The 21,466-nt window shown below is 47.8% G+C and carries 17 protein-coding genes and 1 pseudogene; 11 read left to right on the plus strand and 7 right to left on the minus strand.

Going from position 1 to position 21,466, the window contains the following annotated elements; all coding sequences use genetic code 11:
• The first annotated feature begins 36 nt into the window (after positions 1-36).
• Positions 37-1,110 carry an acyl-CoA dehydrogenase gene (locus tag MKY48_RS15990; protein WP_339273252.1) on the plus strand — a complete coding sequence of 358 codons (1,074 nt, stop codon included), beginning with the start codon at positions 37-39 and terminating at the stop codon, positions 1,108-1,110.
• A 186-nt stretch (positions 1,111-1,296) separates the two neighbouring features.
• Here the strand turns inward: MKY48_RS15990 and MKY48_RS15995 are convergent, their stop codons facing one another.
• The 3 genes from MKY48_RS15995 to MKY48_RS16005 are packed head-to-tail and all read right to left on the minus strand — an operon-like array spanning position 1,297 to position 4,992.
• The gene (locus MKY48_RS15995) at positions 1,297-2,403 is read right to left on the minus strand and encodes a Ger(x)C family spore germination protein (RefSeq protein ID WP_339273253.1); all 1,107 of its coding nucleotides are present in this window, start codon (positions 2,401-2,403) and stop codon (positions 1,297-1,299) included.
• A gap of 6 nt (positions 2,404-2,409) precedes the next feature.
• Positions 2,410-3,486 carry a GerAB/ArcD/ProY family transporter gene (locus tag MKY48_RS16000; protein ID WP_339273254.1) on the minus strand — a complete coding sequence of 359 codons (1,077 nt, stop codon included), beginning with the start codon at positions 3,484-3,486 and terminating at the stop codon, positions 2,410-2,412.
• A 6-nt stretch (positions 3,487-3,492) separates the two neighbouring features.
• Positions 3,493-4,992 (minus strand): spore germination protein, encoded by a 1,500-nt coding sequence (locus MKY48_RS16005; RefSeq protein ID WP_339273255.1) that lies wholly within the window; start codon positions 4,990-4,992, stop codon positions 3,493-3,495.
• 168 nt (positions 4,993-5,160) lie between these two features.
• Here MKY48_RS16005 and MKY48_RS16010 point away from each other — a divergent pair, with 168 nt between their 5' ends.
• From MKY48_RS16010 to MKY48_RS16025, 4 genes and pseudogenes are all read left to right on the plus strand, one after another.
• Positions 5,161-5,943: a DUF3889 domain-containing protein gene (locus tag MKY48_RS16010; RefSeq protein ID WP_339293403.1), complete on the plus strand. Its 783-nt coding sequence runs from the start codon at positions 5,161-5,163 to the stop codon at positions 5,941-5,943.
• A gap of 172 nt (positions 5,944-6,115) precedes the next feature.
• Positions 6,116-7,678: an ATP-binding protein gene (locus tag MKY48_RS16015; protein WP_339293404.1), complete on the plus strand. Its 1,563-nt coding sequence runs from the start codon at positions 6,116-6,118 to the stop codon at positions 7,676-7,678.
• 121 nt (positions 7,679-7,799) lie between these two features.
• Entirely contained in the window at positions 7,800-9,050 is a 1,251-nt protein-coding gene (locus MKY48_RS16020) for a multidrug effflux MFS transporter (protein WP_339293405.1), read from the plus strand.
• A gap of 185 nt (positions 9,051-9,235) precedes the next feature.
• Positions 9,236-10,235 (plus strand): annotated as a pseudogene (locus tag MKY48_RS16025) (VanW family protein).
• Here the strand turns inward: MKY48_RS16025 and MKY48_RS16030 are convergent.
• From MKY48_RS16030 to MKY48_RS16045, 4 genes are all read right to left on the minus strand, one after another.
• Positions 10,232-11,023, minus strand: coding sequence for a cytochrome c oxidase assembly protein (locus MKY48_RS16030; protein ID WP_339293518.1), 792 nt, complete (start codon positions 11,021-11,023; stop codon positions 10,232-10,234). The pseudogene MKY48_RS16025 and the gene MKY48_RS16030 overlap by 4 nt on opposite strands.
• 40 nt (positions 11,024-11,063) lie before the next feature.
• Positions 11,064-11,552: a DUF2243 domain-containing protein gene (locus tag MKY48_RS16035; protein ID WP_339293406.1), complete on the minus strand. Its 489-nt coding sequence runs from the start codon at positions 11,550-11,552 to the stop codon at positions 11,064-11,066.
• Between the two features lie 190 nt (positions 11,553-11,742).
• Positions 11,743-12,177 (minus strand): styrene monooxygenase/indole monooxygenase family protein, encoded by a 435-nt coding sequence (locus MKY48_RS16040; RefSeq protein WP_339273519.1) that lies wholly within the window; start codon positions 12,175-12,177, stop codon positions 11,743-11,745.
• A gap of 160 nt (positions 12,178-12,337) precedes the next feature.
• On the minus strand, positions 12,338-13,534 hold the full coding sequence (locus tag MKY48_RS16045; protein ID WP_339293407.1) for a cytochrome P450: 1,197 nt from the start codon (positions 13,532-13,534) through the stop codon (positions 12,338-12,340).
• Between the two features lie 233 nt (positions 13,535-13,767).
• Between MKY48_RS16045 and MKY48_RS16050 the strand changes: the two genes are divergently transcribed.
• The 6 genes from MKY48_RS16050 to MKY48_RS16075 all read left to right on the plus strand — a co-directional run bounded on the left by MKY48_RS16050 (position 13,768) and on the right by MKY48_RS16075 (position 21,462).
• Complete coding sequence (locus MKY48_RS16050; protein ID WP_339293408.1) at positions 13,768-16,077, plus strand: helix-turn-helix domain-containing protein; 2,310 nt, start codon at positions 13,768-13,770, stop codon at positions 16,075-16,077.
• 198 nt (positions 16,078-16,275) lie between these two features.
• Positions 16,276-17,148 (plus strand): ABC transporter permease subunit, encoded by an 873-nt coding sequence (locus MKY48_RS16055; protein ID WP_339273265.1) that lies wholly within the window; start codon positions 16,276-16,278, stop codon positions 17,146-17,148.
• Positions 17,149-17,164: 16 nt separating this feature from the next.
• Positions 17,165-18,061 (plus strand): carbohydrate ABC transporter permease, encoded by an 897-nt coding sequence (locus MKY48_RS16060; RefSeq protein WP_076323443.1) that lies wholly within the window; start codon positions 17,165-17,167, stop codon positions 18,059-18,061.
• A gap of 30 nt (positions 18,062-18,091) precedes the next feature.
• Complete coding sequence (locus MKY48_RS16065; RefSeq protein WP_339293409.1) at positions 18,092-19,762, plus strand: ABC transporter substrate-binding protein; 1,671 nt, start codon at positions 18,092-18,094, stop codon at positions 19,760-19,762.
• A 15-nt stretch (positions 19,763-19,777) separates the two neighbouring features.
• On the plus strand, positions 19,778-20,650 hold the full coding sequence (locus MKY48_RS16070) for a sugar phosphate isomerase/epimerase family protein (RefSeq protein WP_339273268.1): 873 nt from the start codon (positions 19,778-19,780) through the stop codon (positions 20,648-20,650).
• Between the two features lie 329 nt (positions 20,651-20,979).
• Positions 20,980-21,462 carry an Rrf2 family transcriptional regulator gene (locus MKY48_RS16075; RefSeq protein ID WP_215161020.1) on the plus strand — a complete coding sequence of 161 codons (483 nt, stop codon included), beginning with the start codon at positions 20,980-20,982 and terminating at the stop codon, positions 21,460-21,462.
• The last annotated feature ends 4 nt before the right edge of the window (positions 21,463-21,466 follow it).

The raw sequence follows: 21,466 nt of genomic DNA on the forward strand, positions 1-21,466 counted from the left end.
CTAGGCAGAGAGAAGATTGTGGAAAGCGGTGGAGTTATGTTATTTACGGATCAGCAGATTCAAAGCATAAGAGAACAAGCGCTTGGGATGGACAAGCATCGACAAGTAACGCCCGAAGTGCTGGCAACTATATACGATCATCGTTTATTTCATTTGTTTGTGCCCGATGAGCTTGAAGGAAGAATGACCTCACTGCCGGAGGCTGCACGCATTTTTCAGGAGAGTGCCAGGATCGACGGTAACCTGGGATGGCTGGTTACGATTGGAGCAGGTGGAGGATTCTTCGCGGCACTGATGAGCCAGGAGGTGAGTCGCCGCGTATTCGCACACCGCGAAGCGGTGATTGCGGGCAGCGGGATGCCGACAGGCACGGCAAGACAGGTGGACGGCGGATATATTGTGAACGGCAGCTGGAAGTATTGCAGCGGTTCTACCTATGCAACGACCTTTACAGCCAATGCAGTTATTGAACCGGATTCCGCGGTACAAGATAAAGCTGGCGTACCGACAACAGATCAGGGCGAGCCCCATATTCGTTCCTTTATCCTGAATCCTGATCAAGTCGAGATTCTGGAGGATTGGAATGCCTTCGGACTGCGGGCAACGGCGAGTCATACGTTATCCGCTGTGGATGCATTCGTGCCGGTGGAGATGACGTTCTCCCTTACGGAAACCCAAGGGTATGAGAACGAAATGATCTATCAATATCCCTTCCTTCCGTTTGCCCAAGTATCTTTTGCTGGAGTCGCCGTTGGGATCGCCGAGCATTTCCTGGAGGCAGCCGAATCACTTGCGACACAGAGAAGGAGCTCTTCTCATGTGATCGGCAAGCTGGAGGAGCGTAAAGCAATGTTGGAGCAATCCGTTTCGGATTTTTATAAGACGGTGGAAGGCTCTTGGGAGGAGCTGCTGAATAACGGTGAATTATCGAAAACAACAGAAGAAGAGGTGACCGCCCGCAGCATAGCAGCAGCCCAAACAGCGTTATCCTGCGGCCAACAGGTGTTCCCGCTCTTGGGTTTATCCGCTGCGATGGAAGATGCCGAAATCAATCGCTGCTGGAGGGATCTTCAGACGGCATGCTCGCATGCGCTGCTAAGAAACTTCTGATGGAGAAGTAAACCATTGGGATGTATAACACTTTAGAAGCAAAACCATGAGCCGCATACCAAGCAGCTCATGGTTTTTATGTTGATCTGCTGCTAATTCCATACCCCGAAAAGCACAATTATTCAGTATTCCCGTAGGAGGCCCGGTCCTCACCCAACAAAGGTAGTGACACTGCCCATTCCCATATTACCGAAACTTTCCGTAATCTTTAATGTGCACATCAAACAAGCATTCCACCGGAATTTTTTGAAGCTCCTGCCGCCAGTTCATTTTTTTCCATTGTTCATAGCCAACCCGATTTCGAACATATGTGCCGATTCCGAGATTATCCACCTGATGTTTTTTCATCAACGCAATCATGGCATCGCCTTTTTTTGAAATATATTGACTGATTCGCTGCTCCAGCTCGCGCCGTTCCCGGGCGTTATTTAACCTAGCATCTCCGATGTATTCCAGAACAGAGCCGGTAACCTTCACATGATACGTAACCTTCTCAACGCCTTGAACTCCGCGGGTAACCTTGACTTTTCGTGTGCTGATCAATGAACTGAACATGACGTTTTCCTTCTTGCCGTTAATCTCCGTCAGATCAATACTAATTTGGCCTTCTCTGAATTTGCTTTTTAGAAAAGCGAAAACCAATGCGTCCTGAGGTTCGATCTTCGTAACATAACGATCGTCTCTAAACAAGGCGATGCCATTCGTGGTGATATAATTGTTCCCATGCTTCTTAATAATCGGAGCAACAGGGTCTACGCCTTGATCAAAAAAATCCCTGGCGAAGTTAAATAACGTGACCTTTGGAATGGTTTGTCCGAGTGCTTCCTTCTCAAGCAACATATCGATATATCGGCCGGTCCGCGGGTGCTGCTTGTAATCGTCAATCAGCAATTCGCCTGCACTGCCTTCAACCACGCTGATTTTTACCTGTGAAGAGATGGAAGGATCCCGAAACAAGGTATCCAGATGACCGTGCAGTCCGTTTTCCGCCAACGAAATACCGAACAGCACATTACGCAATTGTCCACTCACCAGCAACATCCCCGTTTGTCTGGACATGATCATTCTCGCTTCCTTGCTGCTCTTGGCTGTTGCTATCAGCACTTCGCGCTTAGCGGAAGTCTCCGGATCCGCTTGGGGTATGGAGACCGAGAAGCTTAACTCGCCATTCGGGAGCATATCATAGCTGGTCGTTTGGATGAATCCCAGATCTTCCAAAATGCGTTGATCCCCGCAGCCGAATATAGGGAGGATACACAGTAGGAGGAGCAAACACGTACATTTTTTTAACATATCACATCACACTGCCTTTTTGCGCCGCTGCCATAGCAGCAGAAGAATTAATATCAACGGCATTATGTAGGCAAACCCTATCTGGATGTATCCCAGATACATAAGCCATTCCCTGATCGTGTTCAATACGGTTGGAATGTAGGAGATGAGCAAAGCAACTAAAATGATAAAGAAATAGTGTACATTGATTTTGATCTTCGGGAAGACTCTTTGGGTGCTTTCGCCAGCCGCCCAGAAGTAAAGGACTAGGGTGATAATGGTTGTAAACAGGAAGAAGCCGTAGAAAAGGTTCTCGATTCGCTCAATGAATGGAAGCTTGATGTAAGCCAGAAGATCCAGTAACGGGAACAACATGACCTTAAGCATATCCGAGCCAATTACACCAAACGTAACAAAGCCCGAGAGCGTATAGGATACCGTACGAATTAAATTTCCATAGAATACCGCCCTGAACAGTTTGGTCTTCTTATCGGTATAGGGAATCAAAAGTAAGCACAGCTCATAACCCAAGTATGCCAAATAAATTTGAAAAAGACCTTCGGTCATGCTGTAACTGTCTTTAAAAATATAGGGGGTTAATCTCTCTATTCTGAATTCCCCTACATAATAAAGCAAAAGCAAGCTCATCCAGATGGTGCTCCAGAAGAAAACGGTCGAAGCCTTGGAAATGTTATATAGCCCTTTGGTCAGCAGTATAAATGCAAGAACATCGATCGCAATCTTGAACACCATAGGGTTGGTTGTCGGAAACGCGAACATCTGAAAGATCAGTACATACTCCTTGGCGACGAGACAGCCGATCAGCGCCCATACCGTACTGATTGCCAGATAGAAGGGGGTTAGAATGAACTTGGGAATGCTTTTCTCCAATATGACGAAGATCGACTGTCCTTTGCCCAGCCGGTACACCCAATACATCATGTAAATATTCAGACAGACCAGAAGGGAAACCGGGATGGTGATAAGCCAACCGTTCGTACCAAAATATTTGGCTTCGACCTGGGTAATGCTGAATACATATACACCCGTTTGAATCATATAGATTAGGATCGCGGTATGAAACTGGGAGAGTTTTTCTTTCAATTGTCCTCACCTCTTCATTTTTAACTTCACTTTGTTTCTGGCTTTGACTTGGGTTGGCCGCTTGGCCAATGCGGAAAAAGGCAGTCTCATGAATACGTCTTTCCAATCATAGGGCTCAAAGGGAGCAATGGGTGATAAGTAGGAGGCGCCGACACTCGTCAAACCACTTAAGTGAATGACTATATAGGCCAATCCAAGAGCCAATCCCATATTTCCCCATAATCCAGCCATTACAATAAGTGCGAAACGGAACAGGCGAAAGGATGCACTCATCACATAGTTGGGAATAACAAAGGAGGCAATCGCCGAAGAGGCGACGGCAATGATTAGAATGTTACTTGTTAATCCTGCTTGCACAGCAGCTTGTCCTATAACGATACCGCCTACGATACCAATGGTTTGACCGATCTTGGTAGGCAGTCTCGCCCCGGCCTCCCGCAATAGCTCTATGGTAGTCTCCATCAGCAACGCTTCAAAAATCGGGGGGAAAGGCACTTTACTTCTGGACTCTGTCAGTGTCAAGATAAGATTTTCCGGAATCATTTCATAGTGAAAGGAGGTCACTGATACGTAAAGGGCTGTCAACGTCACCGTAATCAGGAGCGCTGCAAACCTCAAGAACAAGGATGCCGTGCCTATGCTCCACCTTTGGTAATAATCATCGGAGGATGAGAAGAATTCAAAAAAGTTGACCGGGGCGCTGAAGGCAGTGGGGCTTCCGTCCATAATTCCCACGATACGACCCGAAACCAGCTTCGATGCGATCGTATCCGGCCGCTCGGTGGTCAGAAATTGTGCAAAGATCGAATACGGATCATCATCAATGCACTGAATCAGCATGTTCGCATCATGGATAGCATCGATTTCGATATCCTCAATTCGCTTTATCACTTCTTTTACGTAGTTCTCATTTGCGATGTCTTGGATGTAAAGAACATAGACATCAGATTTGCTTACTTCACCAACGGACAATTTAATGACTTTGAGATGAGAACTCTGAACTCGCTTCCGGATCAACGACAGATTTGTATAAGCTTGTTCGGTAAAAGCCTCGTGCGGCCCGATAATGATGGATTCCGTTTCGGACTCAGCAACCGTACGTGATATTGGGAAAATAACATCGATCAGGTATGCTTTGTCCTCATAAAAGAATAGAGCCATGCCGTCAAGAATGCTCTCCACGCATTTTTTAGTATCCGTCACATGCTCATACTGGGATTGCTGCGTCAACGGTTCTAGCGGTGTATCGGAATTCAATAAAGGAGGAAGGAGATCACGCTCCAGTCGATCCTCATTGACTAAATGACTGAAATACAGTACATGCAAACGTTCATTATGATAGGTTTTATGGACAAAATCGGCGGCATGATCAAATTGGTCGATGATATGCTGCAGCGTCAGCCTATCATCTTCCTGGGGGTTAGGATCTTGCTGATTTTCGTGAGTTTGGCCTTCTTCTGAATACTCATGGCTAACCAGAAAGATGGATTTTAATTTCTGTTTCATCCCCACGCCTTTTCACCTCGGATTTCCTGCATAGTCTGTCACAGTGTGTGTACTTTGCGCTGGATTTATCCAACGAATCCCATGTCGAATGAAGAAGAATGTAAGCGGGGATCTTAGGCTTGACAGACGAACGCTAGATCATCTAGAGGTGTAACGAGGAGGTTTAATATGCTGGGCAGCATCGTATTAGCCGGTGTTTTATCGTTTGGGTTAAGCCCTGGTTATGAACAAGGTATAAAAAAACTTTCGGATTCCTATGATCAGCAAGCCATATTTGAATCCGGCGGTGAGCTTGTAGAGGAAGCTTTAAGGGCCTGTGAGAAACATTTCGGTACAGCCCTCTTCTTACCACCTCAATTGCCGTCCGTAGCTTTCACGCATCAGTATGGCCGCTGTTATGACATGGAAGGCGGATTGGACGAGCATTTGGAGGTTCACTATCAGAACCGATATAAACCTGAACATGACTACAAGATCGAGTTATATCCGCTGGAGAATAAACAGCAGCTGAAGCATCTATCATTTCAAGAATCGGAGCTGGCAGATCATACGACTGCAAAGTTTTACAAGGGACCGATCAATACGCTTCAACTGTTAGTATTCGAAAAGGGGAACTGGCAATACCTTTTAACTGCTGCAAATCGCGCTTCGTCGAAAATCAGTCAGCAGGAATTGACAGAAATTGCAGAGTCCCTGACCCAAGCCATGAACAGTAAGGACCCTGTTTACGCCATGTGGGGAACGCTCGCCGTGACGGAAACGAAGCGTAAATACAATATGGATGTCGTCGACTACCTCTATATGGGAAGAACCACGATATCCAATGAGATGGCGGAGGAGAAATTTAAGCTATGGCTTAAGAAAGGCGCTCGTGAATTCGGCGTATACGTAACCGTTGCGTTTCATCCGACAACCCATCAGTTCATATCGATTCGATACGAGGAATTCTAGCTGGTTAGCAGGCACAAACACGATTTTCAGAAAGAGATTCACGTTTGCTGTTTTTGAAAGTGGTGTTTTCCTGCTGTTCAGACGCTTATATATGGTGTACCATATTTGGTGAAACTTGCCTCCGTAATTTCTACATTTTGCGCCAGTAATAGTGATTTAGGAGTGATTCGCTTTGTCGTTTATAGTACTTAAGCTCCTATTTGTTCCCTTGATATCGGTTTTTATCATGGTGTCGTCGGTTTATCTTGGATATCAAACGTCAATCCCTTTGATGCTGCTCACGGCATCGTTACTGTATGCATCCGTCATTTTGGATCGAAAGTTGGAATGGCTTCGCATTCTTCAATTTCTCTTTCTCGGGGCGTTTCATTATGTTAGCCAATTGAATTGGTGTATCTTGCTGTATTACATACTTATCATCAATCTCATTCATAAAAAGGAGCGTTTCATAGAAACGATGCCGCTGTGCCTCCTTATGGTATTTCAATATTCTATTATTCGTCTGACTTACGTGCCTTTTACAAAGTACAATATTCTGGTTTCGGTGTTTGATTGCTTAGCATCCTTTGTCGTCGTGATGTCCTTTCATTTTGTTAACTTTCTCGAATCGGAAAAGAAGAAATTATATAAGCAAAACGATTACCTGACCTATCATGATCCCTTGACGGGACTTCTGAATTATGATGGATATTTGCATAAAGTTCAGCATCTCATTGAGGTGAATAAGCCCTTTCAGTTGGTGTTACTGGACATCAACAACTTCAAATCGTTAAATGCCAAGGACATCTCCACAGCCAATGAGATTCTGATCAGTTTCTCACGGGCAGTGCGCAAACTGTTCCGAAACGATATGCTGGCAGCCTCCCGATATGCGGGAGACCGCTTTGCCATACTGCTGCCCGAGCATGTCAACATCGACAGCAGCATGTTCAAATTTGAAAATATCGGCGTACAGGTGACCTATAGCATCACTTGTTACCCGCATGAAGCCTTAACTTATCAAGAGATGATCAGCACGGCAGAAGACCGGATATTTCAAATGCGGCGCAATTCCTGGATGAGAAGCCAGGAGGAGATGATCCGGACGGAAAAGATGAAGATGGTGGGGGAGTTGGCAGCCGGGATGGCCCATGAGATTCGAAATCCCCTTACCTCCATTAAAGGGTTTATTCAACTCTCCAAAAATCAAAGTTATAACATTAAGCCCTGGTATGAAGTCATAATGGGGGAGATTACGCGGGTAGGGGAGCTGACGGCAGAATTTCTACACTTCTCAAAACCCCATGCCAGCAATATGAGGGTAGAATCCCTTATGGACTGTATGACACGAGTCTATTCGTTGTGTGAATCCGAAGCCGCTTCACATGGACATTTATTTATGCTGGATGTAAGTGATGAACCGATCCAGATCGTCATGGATCGTGATAAGATCATCCAGGTGCTGATTAACCTGATCCGTAATTCCTTTCAAGCGATGGAGCACACCGGCTCCGTCCGAATCTCGCTCAGAGCGGAAGAACGAATGGCTGTCGTGGAAATTCAGGACACCGGAAAAGGCATTGCTGATGAAAATCTGGCCAAGATATTTGATCCGTTTTATACAACCAAAGAAGAAGGAACCGGCCTTGGGCTGTCGCTGTGTCAAAAAATTGTAGAGGACCATGGGGGCAGAATAACGGTGCACAGTGAGCTAGGGATTGGCACGACGTTTACCCTGCGGATTCCACTCGCTTAGAAAAAATGGATGGCAATCTACCGAAATATATCCTATGATAGGATAGTTATTTAGCAATCCAAGATCTAAAATTTTATTACTCATGCATCAATGTGTTGCAGGAAAGGAAGTAACAGATCGTATGTCGATGTCCACAAATGAAGCCGGTTCAGCCATGGTTCTAACTCGCCGGAAGAGGCTTCAGTTTGCCTTGATTCTCGGATCTCTTTCGGCTTTCGGGCCACTTTCCGTTGATATGTATTTACCTGCACTGCCGAAGCTCTCCGAAAGTTTGGGATCAACAGCATCGTTGGCCCAATTAAGCCTGACGGCTTTTTTACTTGGTCTTGCTCTTGGACAGCTTGTAGCAGGCCCGCTTAGCGATATCCGGGGGAGAAAAGCACCGCTCATTATATCCTTGATTATTTATTCGATTACCTCCTTGCTGTGCGCGTTTGCCCCAACGATATGGGTTCTGGTTGCGCTTCGATTCGTGCAGGGAGCAAGTGGAGCAGCCGGTATCGTCATATCCAGGGCTGTCGTCCGGGATTTATATACCGGTTCGGAGCTGACCAAATTTTTTACGTTGCTGATGCTGATTAATGGATTGGCACCTATTATCGCTCCTGTATTCGGGGCGTTTATCCTTAATTTCGTCTCTTGGCGCGGAGTTTTTGTCGTCCTGTTCCTAATTGGATTGCTGATGCTGCTCGCTGTATGGTTTGGTCTTCCGGAAACGCTCACTCGGGAGAAAAGGGCAAGCGGAGGGATTAAACAAACATTCCGTACCTTCGGCACGCTGGTTCGGGACCGCGTATTTGTCGGCTATGCGCTTTCTCAAGCGTTCGTATCCGCCGCGATGTTTGCGTATATCTCGGGGTCACCTTTCGTGCTGCAGGATATCTTTGGCGTATCCCCTCAAATGTACAGTCTGTTCTTTGCCGTTAATGGGGTTGGCATTGTACTGTTCTCTCAAATTACGGGCAGATTGGCCTCCCGCACAGGGGAAACCAAATTGTTGACAACGGGTCTTGTCATAGCGGCCTTTGGCGGCACTTCGCTGTTCGCGATCACATGGCTTGGCGGCGGATTGCTGCTGATTACACCGATGCTGTTCCTGATTGTTTCTGCCGTCGGCATGGTCAGTGCAACGACTACGTCACTGGCGATGCAGAAGCAAGCAGCCCACACTTCAGGCAGTGCGTCCGCACTTCTTGGATTACTGCCATTGTTATTAGGTGCAGCCGCAAGTCCACTTGTAGGCCTGGGAGACGGAACTACTGCTGTCCCAATGGGAACGGTCATCGGGATTGCAGAATTGCTGGCCGTAAGCTCGTTTTTGTTCCTTGTTATGCCCTTTAGTCATAGGAAAGAGACGCCAGTGTCCTTGTAAAATAAGTCATAACATACAAAAGAAACCCACACTTCATGGTGAGGGTTTCTTTTGTTTATAAAACAATCTGAATGAATTACCTGCAATGCAATCATAATACCAGAGAGTAAACGAAACCGGACATATCACGTAAACGCCAATAGAGAAAAACACAACGATAAAGCAGGTGAACCAGCTTGAGATGGATGTCAGCCCTTGGTCTATTGTTTATGCTCCTGCAAGGGGATGAACCGGATAACAGCGATTTAATGATAACGCAAGAAGGCAAAGTCATGGCAAGCGTGAGCCGAAGTGACCATGCGCTTGATGTTTTCCCACTGCTGGATATGGATAAATACAATCAATGGGTAGATGCGCTTGATCGGAAAACCTATATGGAAGCCCGGAACGCCCGGATTGGCAGCAATGGTCAAATCATTCCCGGGCAGAATGGTCATAGACTGGATCGACGCAAACTGCTGGAGCAATATTATTCCTATTGGTACGGCACTGGGGGTGCTACCGTCGAAGCCCCGAGGTATCCGATTTATCCGAAGGTGGATACGGAGCTTTTGGCCTCCCTTCGGGTGAAGCCGATAGGTTACTATGTCACCTATTTTAATTCCAACAACAAAAATCGTTCCCATAATATCGCGTTAGCCGCTCAGGCGATTGACAGTGCAGTCGTGTTTCCCGGAGAAACCTTCTCTTTTAATCAGGTGGTTGGCATTAGAACGGTGGACAGAGGGTACAAACGTGCTGGCGTTATTGTCAGAGGCGAATTATCGGAGGGGGTGGGGGGAGGGATCTGTCAGGTCTCTTCCACACTGTATAATGCTCCCCCCCCCCCCCCCCCCCCCCCCCCCCCCCCCCCCCCCCCCCCCCTGTCAGGTCTCTTCCACACTGTATAATGCTATTGACCGTGCAGGCTTGCAGATTGTAAAGCGATACTCTCACAGCCGGAACGTACCTTATGTGCTGCCGGGGCGCGATGCTACGGTGAGCTGGGGAGGACCTGATTTTGTTTTTCAGAACGCCTATAATCAGCCCATCCTCATCCGCGCATTCGGTAATGGGGGGAGAATGACCGTTGCCATCTACTCTTCTGAACTCATTGAATATAAGCCGCGTAATGTACCGAGCATATCCAACGTGCTGCCGCAGGAGACGAGTGACACCAATCATAATCCGGTTAACGGTGATTAATCCAAGGTTTGGAGCATGGATGCAGCAGGTCGCGGGCGTACTGACTTATACCATTGCATACACAGCCAGTACACTAGAAAGAGATCAATCGCGTCGCCGCCGTAATACATCAGCATTCCGCCCAGCTCGGCCTGTTCCGAAGAGACGCCGTCTGGCGGATAGGCATATATGTATTTGGAGAGTATCCCATGCCCAGCCATGGCGATCATCAGGATAATCGCACGAGTCTGAAAGCTGAGACGATGCGGAGCCACATCCACATAGAGCAAAGAAACCGTAAATAAATACCCCGCTGCAAAAACATGGAAAAGCACGACGATATACAGCAAAAGGCTATGGTGCATGGCCATGAATAAGCCGGTTGTGTACAAGACCCATAGTCCGCCGATATTCAGCAAGGTCGCTGCTGCCGGATGAGCAACGATTTGGGCCGGTTTGCTCTTCAGCAAACGAGTGATCCGTCTGGCGAGAGGAACTGGAGTCGACCTGAGGAGCAGCGTCATCGGTGCGGAGAATGCAATCAACAGCGGCCCCAGCATTCCGAGCAGCAGATGTCCGAGCATATGGATCATAAAGTTCGTAGTGGCGAGTCGCGCTAGCGGACCAATCAGCGACAAACCAATACAAAGCATTCCCACAACCCAACAAACATAACGATGGAGCGGCCAATTTCGGTAGTTTCGATTGGAGATCGCAGCAGCAACCATATATACAAGAATGAGAAGCGCAAAGATTAAGCCACCCATGATCCATTCCCATGAGGTCCACGAAGCAGGGCCTCCAGACATTCCAGCCCCATGAACAAGCCTATGGTTACTCATCATGAGGTCAGGCCTCCCTGGATAGAGTTCGGTTTTGAGTTCGCACGATGAGAATTATACCAACTAGGATCATGCCCACAGCAATCAGGTTCCAGACCCAATCGTAGGGACGGATATCGACGTTATAACGAATCTGATGCAGCCGCATCCATTTATGCTGAATGATACCATCATACAGCTGGAAGGCGCCGCCTCCAAGCAGGATACCTCCAATCCACCGTTTCAACCAGAACGCATGCCGGCGGTGCAGATCGGCAAGCATGAACGAAGAGCCGATGGTCGCGAACCAGCTGAACGCGTGAAACAGTCCATCGGAGACAAGTCCAATATCGCTTGTAGACTTATCGTAGAAATGATGCCAGTGCAGCAATTGGTGGAACACAGCCTCATCGATAAAACCGACCAGACCTAATCCGAATAAGATTCCTGACCATAAATTACGCGCGGAGTATCTTATGCGCTGAGATTGATTTTCTTTGGTTTTAGCAGACTTCATTCGGCTCAGCTTCTTTCATTTAATGAAAACTTTGAGGTGTTTCGTTCTAAAAGTGTTCTACTAATTAATTTTACCCATTTTTGCCATATCAATAACCCCTAGTCATGGAGCTTGGACTAGGGATCGATTTATTCCTTATTTAGGATTTAGGATCCGCTATCGTAGGATTTGACTTAACGAAACCGTTGGTTTACTGGATGTCCATGAAATGCTTTATAAGCTTTGGTGGGGTCATCGCGGTTTGAAGGAAGGCGTTCTCATCGATGAGTGCAAACCGATCCATATCGATTCGTTCATATATAGGAGGCAAATGCTCTTCAATTAGATTCGCCATACGTGCCACAAATTCGGAAGAGTTCTTGATGCCTTTAAAAACATCCAATATCCCCTCAGGCACAGCTTCAATGAATAAGATGGTGGCACGACCTGTATCGGTAATAGCGGGAATCTCGAACATTTCACCGCTCCCAGGAAGAACTGTAATGGAAATACCTTCAGGCTCCACGGGCTGTACTCCGGTAAAATAACCAACGATGCATTTTCTCTGAGGAGCTTGGTAGGGAGTGAGTCCCGTTTCTACAGGAAAGGGTGCCAGCGGCCCGGTCTTTCCCGTTGTGTCGATGATGAGATTGCCGGCATATGAACTAAGGGATTCATGTTAATATAATGAAGTTTAGTTTACATAATAATTAATATGTAACCAATAAGACTGCAACATAGTCAAAAGGCGAATCCTGTTAGGGATTCGCCTTTTTCATGGAAGAAGTCATTCATGTTGTTGCACATTAGGCATGAAGTGAAATCGGAATTTCCTTTACACCGCGGACAATCATACCCGGTCTCCATTCAAGCTCATCGATGTCCCGTTGCAGCTCAAAGTTGGGGTAGCGGTGGAGCAGCGTGTTGATTGCGATTTCACCCTCCAGTCTGGCAAGGGGAGCTCCCAGGCAGAGATGAATCCCTTTGCCAAAGGCTAAATGCTGGCTCTTCTCCCGGGTAATATCAAAGATATCCGGGTCCTCAAATTGTGAGGCATCCCGATTAGCGGAGTTCAAAGCGATGACAACCAAGTCGCCTTTCTTCATATGAACACCATGAAAATCCATATCCTCCGCCGCCCAACGTGAGGTGCTGAATTCAACGGGACCGTTGTAGCGAAGCATTTCCTCAATCGCACCATGAATGAGTTCGGGTTGTTCCTGCAGAAGCTTGCGTTGTTCGGGATGCTCCAATAAGGCAAGCACACCATTACCGATCAGGTTTACCGTCGTTTCATGACCGGCTATGATCATCAGGGTGACGACGCCATATAACTCCTGTTCGGATAAGCGATCACCCTGATTCTCGGCAATGACAAGCTGACTGATCATATCATCGCCCGGCTGTTCGCGAACCTTGGCAAACCAATCCTTCAAATAAGCGATAAATTCATTCATATGCTGGACGACTTGCTCGTTCATTTCCTGGTTGGAAGCGCCGATGATGGAGTTGGACCATATCCGAAACTTGTCTTGGTCCTCCGTAGGCACGCCAAGGATTTCACTTATCACGATAATAGGAAGTTTGAACGCATATTCATCAATGAGATCTATGGTTTCTTTGGAGGAGACAGCATCCAGCAGGTTGTCCGCGATCTCTTGAATATGGTCCCGCATATCCGCAATTCGCTGCGGAGTAAAGCCCTTTTGGACTAATCCGCGAAGCCGTTTGTGATCCGGCGGATCGGAGAACAGCATATTAGTGCTGAACACGCTAGTCTGTTCCTGCCCCATTGCTTTAGCGACGTCTTTACTAAATCGGACATCCTTGAGCGCTTCAACAGCTTCCTCGTAATTGCTGATCAGCCAGCCGAAACGTCCATCGGGAAATTGCAGATTCAGTATGGGATCGCTTTGCCTCAATTTCTCGTATACAGGATAAGGGTTATGGGTAAATTCCTTCGTAAACAATGCATTTTTCAGAGATTCGTTCGCATTTGTCATATAGGGTCTCCTCTCGAAAATGATAGTTTCCTATCCAGTATAAGGGAAGGAGAAGGAGATAACCAATTTACGGATGAAATGCCGACAGTCTCCAAATGATTGTTTTTATCAAACTTGTGATGGGAATGGTGTTCAAGATTGACTCTAAAAAGTGCCTTTTGGTCTACTGACTATACGTCGTTTTCTTTGTTATATTGGATCATATCTGAAGGGATGAAAGGGGGATTAAAGCGGTGAAATCCGTTTCCGGGGAGAAAGCAGCGCTGCTGGTTCGATTTTTTATACCGTATGCTGTCATTTTGGTGGGCTCCCTATTGGTTGGATGGTTTGCTTATGGGAAGACTGCAGGTCTTATCGAAAGCGAGACGGTAAGAAGCACCTCCGCCGCTCTGCAGCAAATCCAGGAAGCGCTGGATCAGAGATTCGCTGAAATCGAGAACATGGCACGACAGATGTCGAGCGAATCGAAGGTGCTGTCTTTTCAATTTGAGAAAGAACCGTTTGTCGGAACAGGTCCTTACCGTCTATGGGATTTGGAAAAGAGTTTGTTTAATTACAAATTGTTCAATCATTTCATATTGGATTATTACATTGCTTACAGGAACAGCAACATGATCGTTTCACCTCGTAAGGTGTATACGGCGGACCAGTATTATCGTTTGCAGCTGCGCTATGACGACCAGTCATTAAGCGAGTGGAAGCAAGCTCTGTTTGGGCAGTATCATTATAAAACGTATGCCCCGGGCCGTTCGGTCGTGTATGAAGGCAAACCTTACTCGGTTGTCAGCTATATGCAATCCTTCGGGAATAAAATGAGCAGCGGGGTTGTTACTGTACTGATTAACAACATGCAGATTCAGGACATGCTTCGCAAAGTCGATCCGGAACAAGAGGGTTTTGCCTACATAGCGGATCAGAACGGCAACTTGATCAGTTCCATAGGTTTGAAAGAACCGGATATTGTGAAAGCGCTTCCCAAACGAGGGGGCTACTCCCATATCCAATTGGGCGGACAGGAAATGCTGGTGACGCAATCCACGTCCAAATACAATGGCTGGAGCTATGTATCCGCTCAACCGAAATCCGTGGTGCTGCAAAAGGTGAATTATATTAAACAGCTGACATTGACGATCTTTATTACAGCTCTTCTGCTGGGGTTTGGGATCGCCGGTTATTTTGCATATCGAAGCAGCAGACCATTCCTTAAGATCCTCCAGCTTCTGCCGTCATCCTCACGGGATGCAAAACATGTGGTTTCTCGTAACGCGGTTGATTATATCGGACATTCCGTGTCCGAGCTGATTGAAAGTCATGATACGCTGAAGGAACGGTTGGAAGAGCAGCTTCCGATGCTGCGAAATGTCGTGGTTGACAGGCTTCTGAAGGGTAGCTTCACGTCGATGCAGGAGATAGAGGCTGCCATGGAACACGCACAAGTCCAGCTTCGGGGATCTCACCATGCGGTTGCGCTTCTTCATATTCGGGGATATCAGGAGCCGTTTATGGAAGAGATGCTGATGGAGCTCGATATTGTAAAAATCAACCTCCGCGACCGGCTTCAAGCATTATGCGGGGAGGAGGTGCTGCTGCATGATTTTGGTGAAAACCAATTGGTCCTGATCCTGTCGGGAACGGCAGTAGATAATGCGGATTTTATGACACAGATGCGAGCGAATATACGGGTAATTTACGAGCAATTGAGCGGAATCTCAGATACAGGCCTGTATATGGCTGTAGGCGAGTGCCAGTCCAGCATTGCTGAGTTATACCGTTCCTACGGGGAGGCCAGGTTTGTGCTTCATCATGCAGGATGGAGCGAGAAGGCTCCTATCTTATATCATGCTGAGATGGAAACGCCGGCCTTCTCATATTATTACCCGGCCGATGAAGAGATGAGGTTGATCCAGCTTGTAAAGGCAGGCAATGTGGATGAGACGCAGCAGTTGCTGCTGCAGATCAAGGAGAAGAACAGGTCGGAGCGGCAATTGCCGATGGCCGTGGAGAAGCTCCTTGCCCAGGAACTTAGCGGTACCTTAATGAAATGCTGCGAACCCACAGGGAAAGATGGAAGCGGCAGAACGGAGGAAATGGAAGCCGTCATCCGAGCATTAAATCCGGTTCTGCCCCCAGCCGAAGCCATGAACATACTCTATGCTGCTTTTATTCGGCTCTGTCGGAAAAACGAGGAGAGGAAGAAGAGCCATAATGACCATTTAACGAGCCGACTGCTTACCTATATCGAGAGGCACTATGGGGAAAGTGATTTGAGTTTAACCGCGCTCGCCCGGGAAACACGCACCTCTGAGGCTTATGTATCTTACTTCTTTAAGGAGCAAACAGGCTTGAATTTCTCGGACTATCTGGAGCAACTCCGAATGGATGAGGCGAAGCGGGAATTGGCGTCAAGCGACAGGCCGGTAAGTGACATTGCTGCTTCTGTTGGCTATCTCTCACTCAACACCTTCAGCCGTGCGTTTAAACGGGTAAACGGCATTAGCGCGACCGAGTATAGACGTCTTCAACGCGCAGAAGAACATGCTTAATCTAAAGAAATGCACAGTGCATGATTGATGAATAACAGCCCATTCTAAAATTCTGAATAATCGACCGGGAACATGAAGATTTACGCTGATCCACGCAGCTGTATATACTCCAATCACGGACCGCACCCGGGACGAATCCATTGAAGATTGGAGTGGTAGCCGCTGAGTGGCTGGAAGAGCATCATCCGTAGCTGGCAGTTGTATGCGCTTTTTTTTCTTCCGCTGCTGTACATCATTATTTTCAAGTATGTGCCGATGTACGGCGCGCAAATTGCGTTTAAAGAGTTCAACGTCACGAAGGGGATCAACGGAAGTCCATGGGTAGGATTTACCCAGTTCGAACGCTTCTTTGAATCGCATGAATTCTGGCGATTGCTGAAGAATACGTTCTCCATCAGCTTGTACACACTGATAGCCAGTTTCCCGTTTCCCATTATGCTTGCGCTTGGACTGAATTATGTAAGGAACCGGCGCTTCAAGAACACCGTCCAAATGGTTACATACGCGCCTTATTTCATCTCTCTGGTCGTGCTGGTGGGCTTGATGCTGCAGTTTATGGATCCAAGAACGGGACTCATCAATACGATGCTCGGCTGGATCGGCCTGGGTCCGTTTCATTTCATGGCGGAGGCCTCCTGGTTTCAGTCGATTTATGTATGGTCCCATATTTGGCAGAATGTCGGGTTTTCCTGCATCATTTTTTTGGCAACGCTTTCAGGGATTGATCCGGCTCTCCATGAAGCAGCCGTCATGGATGGAGCCACGAAGATGCAGCGGATGCGCCACATTGATCTCCCGGGCATCATGCCCATCGCCATGATTTTACTCATTCTGAATACGGGGCAAATGCTCGAGACCGGCTTCGAAAAAATTCTGTTAATGCAGAATGCACTGAATTTGCGTTCATCCGAAGTCATTGACACGTACGTGTACAAGGTGGGATTGGTATCCCAAGCAATGAATTTTTCATATGCCACGGCGATTGGGTTGTTTAAAGCGATCATCGGTTTCGTGCTGCTGTTGATCGTGAATCAAACGGCCAAAAAGCTGAAGCAGGAGAGTCTATGGTAAGGAAGGGGGGACTTGTATGCAATCACCTGCCATGAAGGAATCCGGCTCGGATCGCGTTTTTACGGTGGTCAACTACGCGATGTTATCCGTTTTCCTAATCATTGTGTTGTATCCGCTGATATATGTAGTCAGCGCCTCATTCAGTTCCAGCAGCGCGGTCTTGTCGGGAAAGGTATGGCTGTGGCCCGTCGAACCGACCCTCGAAGGCTACCGTGCGGTATTCAAAAATACGATGGTTGCCAAAGGCTTTATGAACACGCTGTTCTATACGCTGGCAGGCACGATGATCAATCTCATTCTGTCCGTCATGGCAGCATACCCGTTGTCACGCAAAGATTTTCGGGGTAGAAACATGTTCATGCTGCTGTTCGTGTTCACGATGCTGTTTAATGGAGGGTTGATCCCGACCTACCTGCTGGTGAAGGATCTCGGCATGATTGACACGATATGGTCGATGCTGATTCCGGGGGCGCTGTCGGTGTGGAATGTCATCATCATGCGCACGTATTTCCAGACGACCATCCCGCAGGAACTGCTGGAGGCTTCACAGCTGGACGGCTGTACGGATTTTCGCTTCCTGTGGCGCATCGTGCTGCCTCTTTCGGGTCCGATCTTGGCTGTCATTGCCTTGTTCTATGCCGTTGGACACTGGAATCAATATTTCAACGCGATGATTTATTTGAAGAGCGCGGATTTGTACCCGCTCCAGCTCGTGCTTCGCGATATTCTGGTGCAGAACGAGGTGAATATCGAAATGCTCGGCGATGCCAAAACCGCTGCGGCCCGGCAAGGGCTGCGGGAGCTGCTGAAATATTCGCTGATCGTGGTGACCTCGGTACCGCTGTTGATCGTATATCCGTTTTTGCAGAAATTTTTTGTCAAAGGGGTCATGATCGGATCATTAAAGGGATAAAACATCCATATTTCAGGAGGGCGGGACGTTATGAGAAAAAGAACACGGGTGATCATGGGGGCATTCACCGCATTCAGTATCCTTCTTGCAGGTTGTACGGGTTCACAGAGCCCGAAGGGCTCGGATGAGACGCCAAATGCGGGTACCGAGCCAATCGCCTTATCCGCACCGGGGACCTATCCGCTGGTTCAAGAGAAAACCACGTTAAAGGTGATGGTGCGGGGAAATCCGCTGGTCGAGAATTTCGAAACGAATGAATTCACCAAATGGTATGAAGAAAAAACGAATGTGCACATCGAGTGGGAGGTCGTTCCGGAGCAGAGCATGCAGGAGAAGCTGAATCTCGTTCTTGCCAGCGAGGATTATCCCGACGTCATTATGGGTTTAAATATTTCGCCGGCGCAGCAGATGATATACGGCTCGCAAGGCGCCTTTCTTCCGTTGAATGATTTGATTGAGAAGCAGGGGCCGAATACGAAGAAAATATTCCAGGATAACCCGGAGATCCAATCCACAATAACGGCGCTGGACGGCAATATTTATGCGCTTCCGGAAGTGAATGAATGCTACCACTGTTCCATGAGCCAGAAAATGTGGATATACGAGCCTTGGCTGAAGAAACTCAATTTGGAGATGCCGGAAACCACGGATGAGTTGTACGAGGTGCTGAAAGCTTTTAAAGAACAAGACCCGAACGGGAATGGCGTCCAGGATGAAATTCCGTTGTCGATTTCACCGAAATCCTGGAGCTCTTCCATTGATGCGTTCCTGTTGAACTCCTTCATCTATAATCCGGTTTACGGCTCAAGTTACAAGCATATATTCATAAAAGACGATAAGCTTGACGTCGCCTTCAACAAACCGGAGTGGAGGGAAGGCTTGCGGTACATGAATAAGCTGTACGCTGAGGGGCTGCTCGCTCCGGAGTCATTCACGCAGGATGACAATCAGCTGATCCAGATCGGCGAGAACCCCGATAACGTACTTCTTGGCGCTTCAACCGGCGGGCACCAGGGTATATTTACCCAACTCCTCGGCGAAAGCGGAAGATGGTTGGAATATAAGACGGTACCGCCGCTCAAAGGACCGAACGGAGTTCGCTATGCTGCTCTGGATTCCACCGGATTGAATCCGGGTGCCTTTGTCATCACGAAGAAGGCCAAGCATCCTGAGCTTGCCCTGCGATGGGCGGATGGGCTGTACGAACGGGAGCATACGCTGCGAAGCGTGTATGGTCGCCCGGACGAGGAATGGCGGGAAGCAAAGGACGGAGAGATCGGCATCAACGGAGAGCCCGCGGTCTGGTCAGAGCTGAAGTCTTACGGCACGGTACAGAATATAGCCTGGATTCAAACCGGTCCGAGTCTGCGGACGAATGATTTCCGCCTGAGCGCCGTTGCCAAAGGAGACGACGATCTAGAAGTCATTCTGTACAATGAAACGAAAAATAAATACGAACCTTACAAACCTACGGATGTCAGCACCGTGCCGCCGTTATTTCTAACGAACGAGCAGGCGTCCGAGGTAGCGGATCTGTCCAAGACGATCAATGATTATGTTGACGAAATGATGGCCCGCTTCGTGATCGGCGATGCCGATCTGGATAAGGACTGGGATGGTTACGTTAAGCAATTGGAAGCAATGAACGTAGCGCGCTATCTGGAAATTTATCAGGAAGCGTATGATGGAAGAAGCAAATAAAGGAGGGATTGCAGGATGAGAGTTGGCGTAAGCACCTACAGTTTGCTGCCCGCTATCCGTGCAGGAGAGATGACGGTGCTGGATGTGGTGGATTGGATCGCGGAGAACGGCGGTCAGCACATGGAGATCGTGCCCTACGGATTTACGCTGGAGGACAATCCCGGGCTTGCCGATGCGGTGCGTGAGCGGGCGGCGAAAGTCGGCATCGCGTTATCCAACTATTCGATGCCCGCTAATTTTGTCCAGGAGAGCCGGGACGCCTTCGATGTCGAGGTTGAGCGGATCAAGCGCCATGTGGATACGGTGAATCGGTTAGGAATGAAGCATATGCGTCATGACGTGACGGCGTTCACGCTGCCGCCGGAGAAGATGGGCATTGATTATGTGGAAACCCATCTGGATATGATTGTGGAAGGATGTCGGCTCATAGCAGATTACGCAGACTTTTATGGTATTACGACAACAATCGAGAACCATGGCGTGAGCGTACAGGCGAGCGATCGTGTACAGCGTGTGCTTCAGGCGGTCGACCGCCTGAACTTCAAGACGACGCTGGATATCGGGAACTTCCTATGCGTTGACGAGCAGCCGCTTGTTGGTGTGAAACGAAATTTACCGTTTGCCTCGCTCATCCATGTGAAAGACTTCTATTATCGTCCGTTTGATCAGGACCCGGGTGGGGGGAAATGGTTCAGAACATCACACGGCAATTACCTTCGAGGCTCGATCTTCGGCCAGGGTGATATCGATGTTCGCCGGATTCTGCGTCTCATTAAGACTGAAGGTTATGACGGAGATATTACGCTGGAATTTGAGGGCATGGAGGAGTGCCGGGAAGGAACCCGGCTGGGTCTGGACAATCTGAAGCGGTTATGGGATGAAGCATAGGTGGTTGCGTTACGGAAATTATATGCTCATAGCGAAATATACATGGAATAACAGAACAGCCTGAAAGTCGCGCTAAGCGCGACTTTTTTATTTTATGAGACCTTGAGTTAGAGGCGTTTATTTCATCATATGAACTAATGACTTGGCACTTGGATATAGATTGGTTGTTTTCCTCATTGCATCAGATTGGCAATGATTTTACATTCGGTTCGAATTCATATAAGATATAACGTGGATATTGTTTATCCGCTTTAATCGTAAATGGATAGATGCGTATGTAGTTTAGATAACGAACGAACTGATATTTTCGTGAATTGAGGTGCTGTTAGATGCATATGAAAACCGGCGTGGAACAGTCGGTGTATGCCCTGGTTCTATTGAATATGCTGCCGGACAAGGCGGTACTGCCCGGGGAAGCGATTAGCCAGCAGTTGGGTACATCGGCAACCTATTTCCAGAAACTGTTAAGGAAGCTGGTAACAGCAGACATCATCACATCAGTACCCGGTATCAAGGGCGGTTTTAGATTAAAAAAGAAACCGGAGGATATCCGTGTATACGACGTATACCTCGCGGTGGAAGGACAGCAGTCCCTCTATTCATGCAACGGAATTCTGGTAGACATGCTGGATTTGGAAAAAGAAGAGAGCTGCTGTCTGTTATCCGATTTAATGGAGGAAGCGGAATCTTCCTGGAAGGCTGTATTAAAGCGGGAGACCATTGCTTCGCTGTCAGAGGAGATGTGCGGTGAACGCTTTAAGGATAAGGTTGCGGCTTTAGAGGAATGGATCAACAACAAAATGGTCATCTAACCGA

This window comes from Paenibacillus sp. FSL W8-0187 (assembly GCF_037969755.1).
In the GTDB taxonomy this organism is placed as follows: Bacteria; Bacillota; Bacilli; order Paenibacillales; family Paenibacillaceae; genus Paenibacillus_AQ.